This window comes from Streptosporangium vulgare (assembly GCF_042428775.1).
Classification (GTDB): Bacteria; Actinomycetota; Actinomycetes; order Streptosporangiales; family Streptosporangiaceae; genus Streptosporangium; species Streptosporangium vulgare.
Genome location: NZ_JBHMBS010000006.1, coordinates 278,655 through 293,105 on the forward strand (window position 1 = coordinate 278,655; position 14,451 = coordinate 293,105).

The window sequence follows — 14,451 nt, forward strand, 5'->3', positions numbered from 1 at the left end:
TTGTGGGACTCGTTTCACAGTGCCGCAGGGGAGTTGCGCCGGACAAGGGCTATCCGGTCACGTGGTGGACACCACAGTGTCACGCCCGGATCACCTGCTCGGCGGACACCGTCCGTCACAGGCGAACCGCCCGCGGTCGCGCCGTTCCGGTGTCCAGCCAGCCATCTCGGCCACCCGGTCACCTCAGCCATCTCGGCCATCCGGCGCGTCCACCCGGCCGCCTCGGTCGCCGGTTCAGCCGCCGGCCACCAGCCACGCCCTGCCGTACGCCCGGGTCGACAGGGTGACCAGCCGGGCCGCCATCCACAGCCCGAGCGCGAGCCAGAGCGCCACCAGGCCGCCGCCCCGCAGGTCCACCAGGAACGCGGCGGGCAGGTAGGCGATCGTCGTCCACACCCCCGCCCAGGCGAGGTAGCGCCGGTCTCCGGCCCCGATCAGCACGCCGTCCAGCACGAACACCACCCCGGCGACGGGCTGCAGGACGGCCACCACCCAGAGCAGGTCGAGCAGCTCCGCGGCGACGACGGGGCCCGCGTCGAACAGGGCGGGCACGAACGGCCTGGCCAGCACGATGAGGAGGCCTAGCAGCACGCCCGAGCCGATGCCCCAGACCACCATCCTCCCGGTGGCGCCGCGGGCTCCCGCCACGTCGCCGGCGCCCAGCGCGCGGCCGGTGATCGCCTGCCCGGCGATGGCGATCGCGTCCAGGGCGAACGCCATCAGGGTCCAGATCCTGATGGCGACGGTGTGCGCCTCGATCTGCTGCTCTCCCATGCGGGTGGCCGCGGCGGTCGCGACGGCCAGCACCAGCTGGAGGCACGCCGTACGGATGATCAGAGCGACCCCGGCCGAGCCCGCCGCCCGCACGCCCGCCAGGTCGGGGCGGAACGGCGCTCGGTACCGGACGAGGATCAGGAGGAGATAGACGGCGGCGGCGAGCGACTGGGCCAGTACCGTGCCCCACGCCGAGCCCGCGATCCCCCAGCCCAGTCCCAGGACGAACACGATGTTGAGCACGGCGTTCAGCGCGAAGGCCCCCACCGACACCAGCAGCGGGGTGGCGGTGTCCTGCATGCCGCGCAGCACGCCCGTGCCCGCGAACACCAGCAGCATGGCGGGCACGCCCAGCAGGCTGATCCGCAGGTAGGTCACCGCCTGCTGAGCGAGCTCGCCCTCGGCGCCGAGCAGATGGACCAGCGAAGGGGCGAGCGGCCATACGACCACGATGATCGCCAGTCCCACCCCGGCGGCCAGCCAGAGGCCGTCCACCCCCTGCCGAAGCGCCCGCCCGGTCTCGCCCGCCCCGATCTGCCGGGCCACCGCCGCGGTCGTGCCGTACGCCAGGAACACGCACAGTCCCACGAGGAAGCTCAGCACCGTGCTCGCCACCCCTAGGGCGCCGAGCGCGGGGGCGGGCAGGCGGCCGACGACGACGGTGTCGGTCAGCAGGAACAGCGGTTCGGCCACCAGGGCACCGAACGCGGGCAGCGCCAGCCGCAGGATCTGCCTGTCGTGGTCGCGCCCTGATCCGCCGGACCGCCCTGATCCGTTGAGTCGGCCCGATCCGCCGGACTGATCGGATTCCCCGAGTGGGCCGGATCCGCCGGGATGACCGGATTCGCCGAGTGGGCCGGATTCACCGGACCCGCCTGACCCGGCGGGCGGGTCGGACCGGCCGGACCGGCCGGATCGGGGGCGATCGGATCGGCCGGATCGAGGAGTAAGAGGCACTTATCCATTGTGCCTCTTACCTCCGGGTGGATCTTCAGCGGGATGAACCCGTCAGGGCATGCCATCAGGGGCGACTTTCGGCGTGTCGCCCCAACTTTCTTTTCTCCACAGGCAGTGGATGACGTTTTCGCTGGTCAGAGCGTTATCCACAGCTGTGGACAAGAGTTATCCACAGTACTGTCCCCAGGGTGCCCACACCTCTGGGGAAGAAGTGCACAGCTTATCCACACCTCTGTCGACAGGCCGCGTTGCCAGCTGGGCGCGGAGCCGCGAAACTGTCACACCGATCGGCTACAAATAGAGATAACGTAACTGTGTTCGAAAGAGGGGGTGTGTGGTGAGCATCGCGGAACCGCCGGTCTTCGAGCCGAGATTCGAGCGCACCCCACCGAACAACATCGAGGCCGAGCAGTCGGTCCTGGGCGGCATGCTGCTGTCCAAGGACGCCATCGCCGACGTGGTCGAGATCCTGCGCTCCGACGACTTCTACCGTCCGGCCCACCAGATCATCTACGACATCATCACCGACCTCTACGGTCGCGGCGACCCCGCCGACGCCGTCACCATCCTCGACGAGCTGCAGAAGCGGGGCGAGGTCGCCAGGATCGGCGGCGGCGCCTACCTCCACACCCTGACCGCCGTCGTCCCGACCGCGGCCAACGCCGGTTACTACGCGAGGATCGTCCGCGAGCAGGCCATCCTCCGCCGCCTGATCGAGGCCGGCACCCGCATCGTCTCCTACGGCTACGGCGGCCAGGACGAGGAGGTCGACGACCTCGTCGACCGCGCCCAGGCGGAGATCTACAAGGTCACCGAGCGCCGCACCTCCGAGGACTACATCCCGCTGGCCGACATCATGCCGGGCGCCCTCGACGAGCTGGAGGCCATCGGCGGCCGGAGCGGCCAGATGGTCGGGGTCCCCACCGGCTTCCAGGACCTCGACTCCCTCACCAACGGCCTGCACCCCGGCCAGATGATCGTCGTGGCCGCCCGTCCCGCCATCGGCAAGTCGACTTTGGGGCTGGATTTCGCGAGATCTGCCGCCATCAAGCACGGTATGACGACTGTGGTGTTCTCGCTGGAAATGTCGCGTAATGAGATCACGATGCGTCTGCTGTCGGCCGAGGCGCGGGTGGCGCTGCACGCCATGCGATCGGGCACGATGACCGACGACGACTGGGCCAAGCTGGCCCGGAGGATGGGCGAGGTGGCCGAGGCCCCGCTGTTCATCGACGACTCGCCCAACATGTCGATGATGGAGATCAGGGCCAAGTGCCGTCGTCTCAAGCAGCGCAACGACCTGCGGTTCGTCATCATCGACTACCTGCAGCTGATGTCCTCGCCGAAGAAGACCGAGAGCCGCCAGAACGAGGTCTCCGAGATCTCCCGGGCCATCAAGCTCCTCGCCAAGGAGCTGGAGGTCCCGGTGATCGCGATCTCCCAGCTCAACCGTGGCCCCGAGCAGCGGACGGACAAGCGGCCCATGGTCAGCGACCTCCGTGAGTCCGGAAGCATCGAGCAAGATGCCGACATGGTCATCCTTCTCCACAGGGAAGACGCTTACGAGCGCGAGTCGCCCAGAGCGGGCGAGGCCGACCTGATCGTGGCCAAGCACCGTAACGGCCCCACCGCCACGGTCACCGTGGCGTTCCAGGGCCACTACAGCCGTTTCGTCGACATGGCCCCTCACTAGAAGCTCACACGCGAGGGGCCGACCCGCCTGTCATGCGCCGTCGGCTGCCCGGAGACTTCCTGGGCGCGGCCGTTCGGTGCCACGCACTCGCGCCTCGTCGAACGCGCCGCAGCCTCGCTTGTCAGGGATTCCCTGACGAATTAAGGTGTCAGGGAGATCCTGACACCAAAGGAGGACGCCGTGGCATCGCCCGACACCCCGACCGAACTCGCTCGATGCTCCTTCTGCGGCAAGCCGGACACCGAGGTCGGCAAGCTGGTCGCCGGCGCCGGTGTGCACATCTGCGACGAGTGCGTGGCTCTGGCCGCGTCGATCATCGACGAGAGCCTCGGCGCCCCCGCGAGACCGCGCGTGCCCGTCTGGGAGTCGTTGACAGACGGAGAGATGCTGGGCCACATTCCACGCGTCGCCGCGCACATCGAGCAGGCCGAGGCCGACCTGCGCTCGTGGGTGCAGGAGCTGCGCCGGCGTGGTGTCACCTGGGCCAGGATCGGCGAGGCTCTCGGGATCACCCGCCAGTCCGCCTGGGAGCGGTTCTCCGGCGAGGAGTGACCCGCCGGCCGGGGCCTTCGACGCCGCCGCGGGCTTCGCCTCACGCCGCGGGCCGCATCCGGTGGCGCCGGGATCGGCGCGGGGAACCGGCGCGGGGGCGACACACCGAGCGAGGTCGTCGAGACCCGCGTCTGCGCGGACGCGCGCCCGTGGAACCCCGCCCTCCAGCAGTCTTCTAGTCGCCGCACCCGCACAGGCAGGGCGGGCCGGGCGGCTCGACGGGGTCGGCCCAGTGCAGGGCGACGAACGGCTCGGTGCGACAGGGGTGGTGCACCCGTTCGCGGGTGATGCGGTAGCGGGCGACGGCCTCGGGCTCCTCGGGCGAGCGGCGCGGGACGGGCACGGTGAGGGTGCCGATGTCCTGGTCGATGTGGGTGAGCATGCCGTGGCAGGGGCCGCCCAGGCAGATGGCGTTGCGCGGTGGCGCGGCGGTCATGACGGACCGCCCGGTGCCCGATCACCGGCGGGCGTGTCGGGGCTGACGCTCAACAGCGCGGCGGCCTCGCCGATCCGAAACGTCGTCACGAACCATCACGATACCTTCGCACATTCCGGCATCAAGAGCCGGTATGCCTGGTAAGCACGCATGATCTACTGCTTTGGCATCGCATCTGCCGGATCTAGAGGCGTCCGCGTCCCGCTGATTCCGGCGGGTGCGCGGTTCCGACTTGACGTGAACCTTGGTTGAGGTACGAACCTGTTCACACGGCGCCGCGAGGGCGCGGACAAGCCACTGTGACCAGCGGAGGACCGTCATGCCCGAGGAGCCGATCCGGTTAGCGGTGATCATCGGTAGCGTCCGGGAAGGCCGGCTCGGCTCGACCGTCGCGGAGTGGTTCGCGGGCCGGGCCCGCCGGCACGAGGGCCTCGACGTCGACGTCATCGACCTGGCCGAGATCCCCCTGCCGATGGTGTTGCCCCGGTTCGGGGCCGCGCCGGCCGTGGAGGCGTCGCGGGCCCTGGAAGCCCTGACGCCACGCCTGGCCAGGGCCGACGCGTTCGCCGTCGTGACGCCCGAGTACAACCACAGCTTTCCCGCCTCGTTGAAGAACGCCATCGACTGGCACGACCGGCAGTGGCACGCCAAGCCGGTCGGTTTCGTCTCCTACGGTGGCATCTCCGGAGGTCTGCGGGCGGTCGAGCAGCTCCGCCTGGTCTTCGCCGAGCTGCACGCGGTCACCGTCCGCGACACCGTCAGCTTCCACGGCGCCTGGAAGCACTTCGACGACGAGGGGGCGCCGACCAGCCCGCGGAGTTGCGACGGCGCGGCCGGGATCCTGCTCGACCAGCTGACCTGGTGGGCACGGACGCTGCGCGAGGGCAGGACCGTCCGCCCCTACACCACCTGACCCGGACGGGCGCCTCGACGGACACGCGGCGCCCCGGTCAGGGGATCAGGACGATCTTCCCGGTGGTGCGGCGGGTCGACAGGAGCTCGTGGGCCTTGGCCACCTCGGCCAGCGGCAGCACCTGGTCCAGGTGGACCCTGAGCCGGCCCGACTCCACCAGGGCCGTCAGCCGCGAGAGGTCGGCCGCCGAGGGGCGCACGCTCACCACCGCGAGCCGTACGCCCAGGTCGGCCGCGCGTTCCCGCGTGATGCCGAGGTTGCTCCCCAGCGCCCCCACGAGCAGGCCGCCCGGCTTGAGCGCGACGGCGGAACGTTCCCCGTACTCGCCGCCCACCAGGTCGAACACCACGTCCACCGGCGCGGTCTTCGCGACGAAGTCCGCGGTGGTGTGATCGATCAGGACGTCCGCGCCGAGCTCGCGCAGGAGGTCGTGCTTGGCGGTGCGGGCGGTACCGATGACGTGCGCCCCGAAGGACGCGGCGATCTGGACGGCGAGGTGGCCGACCCCTCCCGCGGCGGCGTGGACGAGAACCCGCTGCCCCTCGGTGACGCGGGCGATGCCGACCAGCGCCTGCCAGGCGGTCAGCCCGGCCAGCGGGAGCCCTCCCGCCTGCTCCACGGGTAGCACGGCGGGCCGGTGGACGATCTCGTTGGGCGAGGCGAGCACGTAGTCGGCGTAGGCGTTGCCGGCGCGGGGGAAGGCGAGCAGGCCCAGCACCTCGTCGCCCGGGGCGAACGCGGACACGCCGGGCCCGGTGGACTCGACCGTGCCCGCGACGTCCCAGCCGAGGGTGAAGGGCGGCGGGCCGAGCAGCGGGAAGAGGCCGGCGCGGACCGCTCCGTCGACCGGGTTGACCCCGGCGGCCCTGACCTTGATCAGGACCTGCCCGTGATCGGGCTCGGGCCGGTCGGCCTCGGCGACACCGAGCACGGAAGGGTCGCCGACGGCGGACTGGGTGATGACGCGCATCGTGATCTCCTCTGAGGGGAAGCTCTTCGGGACCAATCGTCGGCGATCTCGGTATCCCATTGAAAGAAGGCACCTTTTGGAGATATAGGTACCTTATGGAAACCACTTCCGGCCTGCGAGAGCACGGCGCCGCCAACGCGTACCTTCGGGAGTGCGGCTCGCGGAGGGTCCTGGAGGCGATCGCCAACAAGTGGACCTGCCTGCTGGTCGACGCCCTGCGGGACGGCCCGGTCCGGTTCGGCGTGCTCCGCCGCAGGATCGACGGGATCACCCAGAAGAGCCTCACCCAGACGCTGCGGAACATGGAACGCGACGGGATGGTGATCCGCACCGTCTACCCGACGATCCCGCCCCGCGTGGAGTACGAGCTCAGCGCGCTGGGATACAGCGTGGTCACGCTGATGGAGGGCATCAAGAGCTGGTCGGAGAAGCACGTACCCGAGATCATGGCCGCTCGCGAGCTCTACGACGTCCGCGCGGCCGAGGAACCCAGGCCCGTCCAGGTGAACTGAGCGGTCCCGAGCGCGTCGGCGGTCGTCATGTGCGGGTCCGAGCGTGCCATCGGTCGTTACGCGTGCGGGCCTGTCCCCGCGGCTTGAGCAGGCCGGAGCATGCGGGCCAGAGCATGCGGGCCAGAGCATGCGGGTCTGAGCATGCGGGTCTGAGCATGCGGGTCTGAGCGCGTCAGCGGCCGTCGCGCGCGACGGCGCCCGCCACCCGGAGTCGTGCTCCGGGTGGCGGGCGCCGTCGTCTCCAGGGTCACGGATGGCTCGTGGCCGTGGATCCCCTCCGCGTCCGGACGCTCACAGCCGCCGCGTGATCCCCGGACGTCCTTCTACCAGCCGTTGCCGGACCGGTAGAGCTGGCCGCGCACCGCGCCGCCGCCGAACTCGGTGGTGTGCAGGTTGGTGTACCAGTTCTTCGGGTTCTTCTTGATGCCCCGGGCGATGTCGGACTTCACCGACGCGGTGCCGGCGATGCCGGTGACGCCCTTGGGCAGGCCGTTCGTGTCGGCGAAGAAGTCGATCACGACATCGCCGTTCTTGCCCTTCTTGCCGCGGTGGATGTGCCCGTTGGTGGGAGCGGCGAGCTTCTCCCAGATGGTGGCGTAGTAGACCTTCGAGCCCTTGATGCCGACGAGCCACTCGGCGCGGCCGTTCGGGTCGCCGACCTTCTTGCCGGGGGCCGGGACCTCCTGGCGGCCGTCGGCGTTGGAGTGGTAGATGGGGTGCACGCCGCCGGCCAGCACGTTGGCCAGGTTGGTCGGGCTGATCCGGTGCATCTGGGCGCGCACCGCGCCACCCGGGAACTCGGCGGTGTGCAGGTTGAGGTACCAGTTCTTCGGGTTCCTCTTGATCCCGGACAGCAGGCCGCTGTCGTTGATCTTGACGCTGCCGAGGACGGCCTTGCTGCCGCCGGGCAGGGCCTCCATGAAGAAACCGACCTTCACGTCGCCGTTCTTGCCGGCCTTGCCCTGGTGGATGTGGAACGCGGTGGGGGTGGCCGTCCCCTCCCACCGTACGGCGTAGGAGACCTCGTTGCCGCGGATGCGGACGATGGCGATGGCCCTGCCGTTCTTGTCGCCGACGGCGGGACCGCCGCTGACCGGCACCTCGTTCCTCCCGAGCAGGGTGCCCGCGAAGTAGGCGTCGGCTGTGCCCGCGGTATCGGACCGCGTGACCGCGGCTGTGCCGGCCTGCGCGGCCGGGGCGAGGCCCGAGGAGAGCAGGGCCGCGGCGATGGCCACGCCGGAGACGGTGAGGGTGCGCTTGGACATCGTGAACCTCTCGTAGTTGTAAGGGGCTGCTGCGTTCTTCAGCCGGTTGTACGGCGCCCCGGTCACCAGAGGTTCAATGTTCAAATACGTAAAAATGCACATAAGGGAACGGCTCTCAAAAGGCCCTTCCGTTCCGGGGGAGGGCTAGGATGCCCCGCTCAGAGAGTGCTCAGACCGTGCTCTGAGCACGCTCAGACCATGCTCACACCGTGACGGTGAGCAGCGTGTCGCCGCCGGACGTGCGTACCTCGAAGCGGTCTATCCCGGCCCGCTCCCAGGCGACGCCGCCGTGCACGTAGAGCGGTTCGGGAGAGCCGGGAACCCCGTAGCCCCGCTCGGGCACCGCCCATCCGGTGACCACGCGCCGCTCGCCGGTCCGTGAGACGGCGACCAGTTCGCACTCCAGCGGTCCCTTGACGCCCCTGAGCTCCAGGGCCGCGTGGGTGCCCCAGCCCTTCGTCTCCAGCACCAGGCCGCCGGTGACACCGGAGGCGCCCGCGCCCGCGAGCGGCGTGCCGGCCCGGTAGGCGTCCTCGGCGGGGCCGTGCGCGGAGTGGCCGACGGGAACGCTCCCGCTCCCGCTCTCGCCGGAGATCGAGGTGCCCACCGCGATCCCACCGGCGACCAGGGTGACGGCCGCGGCGGCGCCGATCACGAACGTGCCCCTGCGGGCGCGCCGGTCGGCCGCCTTGCGGCGGCGCAGCAGGTTGACCACCTCGGCGGAACCCCGGTCGCCGCTGCCGGTGTCGGTGCCGATGTCGTCGCGTACGTCGTCCAGGGGCCCGATGCCGGCGAGCGCGCCCGCCACCCCGGACAGCTCCTGGAGCTCGGCGGTGCAGGACCGGCACGTGGCCAGGTGGTCCGAGAAGGCCGTCCGGTCGGGCTCTTCGAGGATGCCCAGGGCGTACGCGCCCACGTCGGTGTGCTCCACCCGCGAGGTCATGCCGTCACCCCTCTCTCCTCAAGGGCGACGCGCAGCGCGCGAAGGGCGTAGTACGCCCTCGATTTCACCGTGCCCACCGGGATGCCGAGCGCCTCGGCCGCGTCGTTCACCGACCGGTCGCGCAGGACCGTCTCGTTGAGGATCTCGCGGTGGGCGGGCGACAGCGAGTCGAGCGCGTCCGACACGACGACCTGCCGCAGAAGATCTTCCATCTGATCGGGCATGGGCACACTCTCCAGTGGTCCCTCACCCGCCTCGTGGGGACGCGCGTCCTTACGGCGTTGGTCGTCAATCACGATATGTCTGGCGACCGTCGCGAGCCAAGGCATCAGGGACGACGCGTCGGCGTCGAACCGGTCCGCGCTGCGCCACGCCCGGACCATGGTCTCCTGCACCACGTCCTCGGCCCACTGCACGTCGCCACGGGTGAGCCGTACGACGAAGGAGAGCAGCGGCCGGTGGTACGTCCTGTACAGTTCCGCGACGACCAGCTCGTCGTCGGGGGTGTCGACCGGTCGCAGACGGCGGGACCGGTCCGGCCGGTCACCGGGCCGGGATGAGGCTTTCACGCTGGGGTTCTCTCCGGGGAAATCGGCCGGCGGGGAGGGGCAGGCGCCCTGCCGCGTCATCACGCGCGTCCCGCGGTTCGCACCGGCCGGTCGTGACCGGTGCGCGGGACGGTGTCGCCCGCCTCGTCGTGGGCGCGGACGCCGGGTGGCGGCTCCGCGATCACGGCGGTGCCCGCTGGAGCGGGCCGCCGCAGGGCGTTCACGATCACGCTGTGCCCTCCGAAGGTCGGCCGCCGGACGATTTTCCGGTGTCGGCAGGCAGTACGGCGCCGGATCTCGGAGGGTTCAACAGATCGCGTGGATTTTCGATTATCAGCCGAACTAGCTTCCCATAAGGGGAAAGTATGGCTAATTCCGGGCGAAGGCACCTCTACGAACCGGCGAGCCACCATGGTGTCGCCCAGCCGGAAGCGGCGGGTACGGGATGCGGCGCCGTTCCCCACGCGGAGGCGCGACCGCTCCGCCGTTCCTCACACGAGAGGCGACCCGCCCGCCGGTACGGGGTGCGGCGCCGATCGTCGCGCGGTGTACGGATGTCGGGTGGCCGGTCTCGTGAGGCGTGTCGCTCGGGCCGCGGCACGCCGTGGGGGCGGGCCGCGGCGAGGTCACAGGACCGGGCGGACGTGGGTGATGAGGCGGCCGCCGTCGAAGACGTGCATGGCGATCTGCGGCGGCAGGTCGTAGTCGACGGGGATCGGGGTGTCGAGCTCCTGGTTGAGCCGCAACGTGGAGATGACCCCCGGGGCGACCGACAGCGGCAGGCCCGCGAAGGTGGTGCTCGCCGCGGTGTGGGCGTGACCGGTGATGACGGACACCACCTGCGGGTGCCGCCGCACGACCGCCTCCAGCCGCTCCGGGTTCCGCAGCCGGATCGCGTCCACGTACGGGGTGCCCAGCGACACCGGAGGGTGGTGCATGCCGACGATGACCGGGGTGTCGGGGTTCTCGGCGAGCACGCCGTTCAGCCAGGTGACCGTCTCGTCCTCCAGGAAGCCCTCCGGCCGCCCGGGGACGCTGGAGTCGCACAGCGCGACGATGAGCCCGTCGAGCCTGAGGACCTGGTTGATCGGCCCGTCGCCGTCCTCGTCGAGGTCGAGCAGCGCCTTGCGGAACGCCGAACGGACGTCGTGGTTGCCCGGGCAGATGATCGTCGGATGGCGCGTGGTCAGCAGCTCACGCGCGATCTCGTACTCCTCGATCAGACCGTTGTCGGCGATGTCGCCGGTCACCACGACCGCGTCCAGGGGGCCGGGCAGGTTCTCCAGGTGCCGCATGACGGATCGGGTCCTGTCGATGCTGCGGGGGGAACCGTCGATGTGGACGTCACTTACGTGCGCCAGGATCAGCATCAATCAAGAGTGACATATCCGGCTTCCTGTCGCCGGGCATCCGGGGCGGATGGCAGGAACGCACCGGTCGCGGAAAGCCGGTGTGAGAGGGAGCCGAACGGGACGGGGCGTGACGCCGGGGCGAACGGCGAAGCCGGACGACCGGGGGCGACGCGGAGCGGGCCGCGATGCCGCGACGCCGGGGCAGGCGGTGAACCGGCCGGGTGCACGCCCGCCTGGGGGATGCCGCGTCGAGGTGCACGCCCACTCGCGGGATGCCGCGTCGAGGTACACGCCGGTTCGGGGTGCACGCCTGCTCGAGGTGCATGCCTGCTCGAGGTGCACGCCGGTTCGGGGCGGCGCCGGGTCAGGCGGTGGAGCCGCCGTCCACCACGATGTCGGCGCCGACCACGAAGGCCGCCTCCTCCGAGGCCAGCCACAGGACGCTGCCGGTGATCTCGTCGAGGGAGCCGACCCTGCCGATCGGGAGCTGCCGGCTGATCCGCTCGGCCCGGTCGGCCTCCGTCTCGCCCGGCCGCATGGACATCGAGGTGTCGTGCGGCCCCGGGCTGATCGCGTTGATCCTGACCCCCCGGCCGATGTACTCCAGGGCGGCGGTGCGCGTCAGCGCCGTCACCCCGGCCTTGGAGGCCGCGTAGGCGCCGAGGCCCGGTATGCGCTTGTGCGTCCCCACCTGGGAGGCGACGTTGACGATGACCCCGCCGCCACCGGCCAGCATCGCCGGGATCTCGTGCTTCATCGCGAGGAAGACGCCGGTCAGGTTGACGCCGACGACCCGGGTGAAGTCCTCCTCCGGCAGGTCGGCGACCTCGCCCATGGCGAAGACGCCCGCGTTGTTGATCGCGACGTCCAGCCCGCCGTGCCGCGCGACGACCTGCTCGACCAGCCCGGCGACCGAGGCGGAGTCGGAGACGTCCGCGACGAGGGCGGAGGCCCGGCCGCCGTCCGACTCGACCAGCTTCACGGTCTGCTCCAGCGCCTCCAGGCCCCGGGCGGCCACCACGACGCGGGCGCCCTCGCGGGCGAACCCGCGTGCGACGGCCCTGCCGATGCCCGTCCCGCCCCCGGTCACCAGAACCACCTTGTCCTGAAATTTCATGACGTCTCCTTAGTAGATCGATCAGTCCAGAATGGTGAGAGCCTGGGCGGCGGCGTCGCGCAGCCGTACCGGGTCCGACGTCCCCTTGGCCGTGAGCCGCAACCCCTGGAGGAAGACCAGCAGGAAGCCCGCCAGCGCCCGCGGGTCGCGGTCGGCGGGCAGCTCCCCCTGCGCCCGCGCCCTGGTGAGCGCCGAGGCCAGCGCGGTCTCCAGTGCGGTCCAGTCCCCGTCCACGCACCGGGCCACCCGCTCGTCGCCGGGGAGCATCTCCGCCGCCGCGTTACCGATCATGCAGCCTCGCCGCCCCGCGTCCCCGACGGAGTCGCGGACGTAGCCCTCCACCAGCTCCCTTACCGCGGGAAGCGCGGGTCCCGGACGCGAGAGCGTCTCCATGTAGAGCGGGCGGCGGATCTCCCGGTAGCGCCGCAGCGCCCGGAGGTAGAGCTCGTGCTTGCCGCCGAACGTGGCGTACAGGCTGGCCCGGCCGACCCCCAGGTGCTCCACCAGGTCGCTCACCGACGTCGCCTCGTAGCCGCGCTCCCAGAACAGGTCGAGCGCCGCCTGGAGGGCGGCGTCCGGATCGAACTCCTTCGTCCTCGCCATGGAAGGAACGTAGAACAATCTGGAACGAACAGTCAAATAAGCCGGGGCCCGTCCCTGCCCCTTGTATAGGGACGGACCCCGGCGGCTCCGAGGGCACCCCCGCCCGTCACTCCCAGCGGAAGAACCGCGCGGCCAGCCCGCCCGTGACCAGCACGGTCACCGTCATCACCGCCAGGTGCAGCGGCTGCGGCGCGTGCCCGGCCCACGTGTCGCGGAGCGCGTCGGCGAACGGCGCCATCGGCAGGAAGTCCCCGATCCGCCGCACCAGGTCGGGCATGAGCTCCCGGGGGATCCACATCCCCGCCATGAACAGCAGCGGGAACATCAGCAGCGAGCCGATGCCCGGCGCCACCTTCGCGTTGGGCGCCACCGCGGCGATCAGCAACCCCAGGCCCAGCATCGAGGCCGTGCCGAGCACGAACACCCCCGCGAAGGCGAGCGGGCTCCTGGGCGGGACCGAGCCGAGGACGAGATAGCCCAGGCCGATCAGGAGGACGGTGGCGACGATCGCGACCGCGAGGTTGTTGGCGACCTGGGCGACCAGCAGCCGGACCGGGCTGACCGGGGTGGTGGACATCCGGCGCAGCACGCCGCTCTCCCGGTAGGTCACCAGCGTCGCAGGCAGGACGGTCAGCGCCATCGTCACCACCGCCAGGATCGCCATCATGCCGGGCAGCTGGGTGTCGACGATCCGTTCCCCGCCCAGCTCGGGGAGCGCCTCCCGGTAGCCGGGGATCTGCCCCAGCGCGAGCAGGAGGACGACGGGCAGCATCACCGCGAAGATCGGACCGGCCGGGTCCCGCAGGAAGAGCTTGGCCTCGGTCAGGAGCATCTTGTTCATGCGGAGATCTTCTTTCCGGTGAGGCTGAGGAAGGCGTCGTCGAGGGTCGCCTGCTCCATGCGCAGGTCGGTGGGCACCGCACCCGCGGCGGAGAGGACGGTCGTGATCGCGAGGAGCAGGTTGCCGGTGCCGGTGACCGTGACCTGCTCGCCGCTGCGGCTCACCTCGGTCACCTCGGGCAGGGCCTTGAGCCGGGAGTTGTCGAGCGGCCCGGACAGCCGGAACCTGACGGTCTGCTGCCCGCCCACCCTGGCGATCAGGCCGGACGGGCTGTCCATCGCGACCACCCGGCCGGAGTCGATCAGCGCGAGCCGGTCGCAGAGCCGCTCGGCCTCCTCCATGAAGTGCGTGACGAGCAGGATCGTCACGCCGTCCTCGCGGACCCGCTCGATGAGATCCCAGGTGTCGCGGCGGGCCTGGGGGTCCAGGCCGGTGGTCAGCTCGTCGAGGATCGCCACCCGGGGGCCGCCGACCAGGGCGAGCGCGATCGAGAGCCGCTGCTGCTGGCCGCCGGAGAGCTTGCCGTAGGGGGTGTCGCGCTTGTCGGCGAGTCCGACGCGCTCCAACAGCTCCACCCAGTTCGCCGGCTCGCGGTAGAAGGAGGCGTACAGGTCGAGCGCCTCCCACACCTTGAGCTTCTCCGGCAGCGTGGAGCTCTGCAGCTGGACTCCCAGCCGTTCCTTGAGCTCGGTGCGGTGCAGGCCCCCGAGCACGCTGACGGTGCCGGAGTCGGGGACGCGCAGACCGGCGACGCACTCCACGGTGGTCGTCTTGCCGGCGCCGTTGGGGCCGAGAACGCCGAAGATCTCGCCCTCTTCGACGGTGAACGAGACGTCGTCCACCGCCAGTTGGTCGCGGTACCGCTTGCGGAGGTTGCTGACCTCGATGACCTTCATGTCCACCGACGCTACGAGCCGCGCCGCGCCCGGAGAATCCGTCTACGTCCCCGGTGGGGACGGGCCAGGCACCCGCGGG

General features: G+C 70.8%; 16 protein-coding genes. 4 read left to right on the forward strand and 12 right to left on the reverse strand.

Features of this window, described 5'->3' with window-relative positions; all coding sequences use genetic code 11:
• Nucleotides 1-234 precede the first annotated feature (234 nt).
• Nucleotides 235-1,503 (reverse strand): MATE family efflux transporter, encoded by a 1,269-nt coding sequence (locus tag ACFFRH_RS15515; RefSeq protein ID WP_344744250.1) that lies wholly within the window; start codon nt 1,501-1,503, stop codon nt 235-237.
• Nucleotides 1,504-2,068: 565 nt separating this feature from the next.
• Between ACFFRH_RS15515 and dnaB the strand changes: the two genes are divergently transcribed.
• Complete coding sequence (dnaB, locus tag ACFFRH_RS15520; protein WP_344744206.1) at nt 2,069-3,424, forward strand: replicative DNA helicase; 1,356 nt, start codon at nt 2,069-2,071, stop codon at nt 3,422-3,424.
• Between the two features lie 180 nt (nt 3,425-3,604).
• On the forward strand, nt 3,605-3,976 hold the full coding sequence (locus ACFFRH_RS15525; protein ID WP_344744205.1) for a ClpX C4-type zinc finger protein: 372 nt from the start codon (nt 3,605-3,607) through the stop codon (nt 3,974-3,976).
• Nucleotides 3,977-4,151: 175 nt separating this feature from the next.
• Here the strand turns inward: ACFFRH_RS15525 and ACFFRH_RS15530 are convergent, their stop codons facing one another.
• Nucleotides 4,152-4,412: a hypothetical protein gene (locus tag ACFFRH_RS15530; protein ID WP_344744204.1), complete on the reverse strand. Its 261-nt coding sequence runs from the start codon at nt 4,410-4,412 to the stop codon at nt 4,152-4,154.
• 319 nt (nt 4,413-4,731) lie between these two features.
• On the opposite strand from ACFFRH_RS15530, the gene ACFFRH_RS15535 reads away from it, so the two are divergent.
• Nucleotides 4,732-5,325, forward strand: a complete 594-nt coding sequence (locus ACFFRH_RS15535; protein WP_344744203.1) for an NADPH-dependent FMN reductase — start codon at nt 4,732-4,734, stop codon at nt 5,323-5,325.
• A gap of 37 nt (nt 5,326-5,362) precedes the next feature.
• On the opposite strand, the gene ACFFRH_RS15540 is transcribed toward ACFFRH_RS15535, so the two are convergent.
• A complete protein-coding gene (locus tag ACFFRH_RS15540) occupies nt 5,363-6,295 on the reverse strand; it encodes an NADP-dependent oxidoreductase (RefSeq protein WP_386157130.1) in 933 nt (310 codons plus the stop codon).
• A 95-nt stretch (nt 6,296-6,390) separates the two neighbouring features.
• On the opposite strand from ACFFRH_RS15540, the gene ACFFRH_RS15545 reads away from it, so the two are divergent.
• Nucleotides 6,391-6,807, forward strand: a complete 417-nt coding sequence (locus ACFFRH_RS15545) for a winged helix-turn-helix transcriptional regulator (protein WP_386157133.1) — start codon at nt 6,391-6,393, stop codon at nt 6,805-6,807.
• 323 nt (nt 6,808-7,130) lie between these two features.
• On the opposite strand, the gene ACFFRH_RS15550 is transcribed toward ACFFRH_RS15545, so the two are convergent.
• The 9 genes from ACFFRH_RS15550 to ACFFRH_RS15590 form a co-directional block, all read right to left on the reverse strand.
• The gene (locus ACFFRH_RS15550) at nt 7,131-8,156 is read right to left on the reverse strand and encodes a CHRD domain-containing protein (RefSeq protein ID WP_386157135.1); all 1,026 of its coding nucleotides are present in this window, start codon (nt 8,154-8,156) and stop codon (nt 7,131-7,133) included.
• A gap of 118 nt (nt 8,157-8,274) precedes the next feature.
• The gene (locus ACFFRH_RS15555; protein WP_386157138.1) at nt 8,275-9,015 is read right to left on the reverse strand and encodes an anti-sigma factor family protein; all 741 of its coding nucleotides are present in this window, start codon (nt 9,013-9,015) and stop codon (nt 8,275-8,277) included.
• Nucleotides 9,012-9,584, reverse strand: coding sequence for a sigma-70 family RNA polymerase sigma factor (locus ACFFRH_RS15560; protein WP_386157141.1), 573 nt, complete (start codon nt 9,582-9,584; stop codon nt 9,012-9,014). Before ACFFRH_RS15560 ends, ACFFRH_RS15555 begins: the two co-directional genes overlap by 4 nt.
• A 59-nt stretch (nt 9,585-9,643) precedes the next feature.
• Nucleotides 9,644-9,793: a hypothetical protein gene (locus tag ACFFRH_RS15565; RefSeq protein WP_386157143.1), complete on the reverse strand. Its 150-nt coding sequence runs from the start codon at nt 9,791-9,793 to the stop codon at nt 9,644-9,646.
• A 396-nt stretch (nt 9,794-10,189) separates the two neighbouring features.
• Nucleotides 10,190-10,933, reverse strand: coding sequence for a phosphodiesterase (locus ACFFRH_RS15570; protein ID WP_386157145.1), 744 nt, complete (start codon nt 10,931-10,933; stop codon nt 10,190-10,192).
• Between the two features lie 346 nt (nt 10,934-11,279).
• Nucleotides 11,280-12,032: an SDR family NAD(P)-dependent oxidoreductase gene (locus ACFFRH_RS15575; RefSeq protein ID WP_386157148.1), complete on the reverse strand. Its 753-nt coding sequence runs from the start codon at nt 12,030-12,032 to the stop codon at nt 11,280-11,282.
• A 21-nt stretch (nt 12,033-12,053) separates the two neighbouring features.
• A complete protein-coding gene (locus ACFFRH_RS15580; RefSeq protein WP_386157151.1) occupies nt 12,054-12,635 on the reverse strand; it encodes a TetR/AcrR family transcriptional regulator in 582 nt (193 codons plus the stop codon).
• A 106-nt stretch (nt 12,636-12,741) separates the two neighbouring features.
• Nucleotides 12,742-13,476, reverse strand: coding sequence for an ABC transporter permease (locus ACFFRH_RS15585; protein ID WP_386157154.1), 735 nt, complete (start codon nt 13,474-13,476; stop codon nt 12,742-12,744).
• Nucleotides 13,473-14,372: an ABC transporter ATP-binding protein gene (locus ACFFRH_RS15590; RefSeq protein ID WP_386157157.1), complete on the reverse strand. Its 900-nt coding sequence runs from the start codon at nt 14,370-14,372 to the stop codon at nt 13,473-13,475. Before ACFFRH_RS15590 ends, ACFFRH_RS15585 begins: the two co-directional genes overlap by 4 nt.
• Nucleotides 14,373-14,451 lie beyond the last annotated feature (79 nt).

What these genes read in the sequence shown, in the direction of transcription:
- ACFFRH_RS15530 (WP_344744204.1), bottom strand. Translation starts at nt 4,412, where the DNA reads ATGACCGCCGCGCCACCGCGCAACGCCATCTGCCTGGGCGGCCCCTGC.
- ACFFRH_RS15585 (WP_386157154.1), bottom strand. Translation starts at nt 13,476, where the DNA reads ATGAACAAGATGCTCCTGACCGAGGCCAAGCTCTTCCTGCGGGACCCG.
- ACFFRH_RS15540 (WP_386157130.1), bottom strand. Translation starts at nt 6,295, where the DNA reads ATGCGCGTCATCACCCAGTCCGCCGTCGGCGACCCTTCCGTGCTCGGT.
- ACFFRH_RS15590 (WP_386157157.1), bottom strand. Translation starts at nt 14,372, where the DNA reads ATGAAGGTCATCGAGGTCAGCAACCTCCGCAAGCGGTACCGCGACCAA.
- ACFFRH_RS15555 (WP_386157138.1), bottom strand. Translation starts at nt 9,015, where the DNA reads ATGACCTCGCGGGTGGAGCACACCGACGTGGGCGCGTACGCCCTGGGC.
- ACFFRH_RS15545 (WP_386157133.1), top strand. Translation starts at nt 6,391, where the DNA reads ATGGAAACCACTTCCGGCCTGCGAGAGCACGGCGCCGCCAACGCGTAC.
- ACFFRH_RS15575 (WP_386157148.1), bottom strand. Translation starts at nt 12,032, where the DNA reads ATGAAATTTCAGGACAAGGTGGTTCTGGTGACCGGGGGCGGGACGGGC.
- ACFFRH_RS15535 (WP_344744203.1), top strand. Translation starts at nt 4,732, where the DNA reads ATGCCCGAGGAGCCGATCCGGTTAGCGGTGATCATCGGTAGCGTCCGG.
- ACFFRH_RS15580 (WP_386157151.1), bottom strand. Translation starts at nt 12,635, where the DNA reads ATGGCGAGGACGAAGGAGTTCGATCCGGACGCCGCCCTCCAGGCGGCG.
- ACFFRH_RS15570 (WP_386157145.1), bottom strand. Translation starts at nt 10,933, where the DNA reads ATGCTGATCCTGGCGCACGTAAGTGACGTCCACATCGACGGTTCCCCC.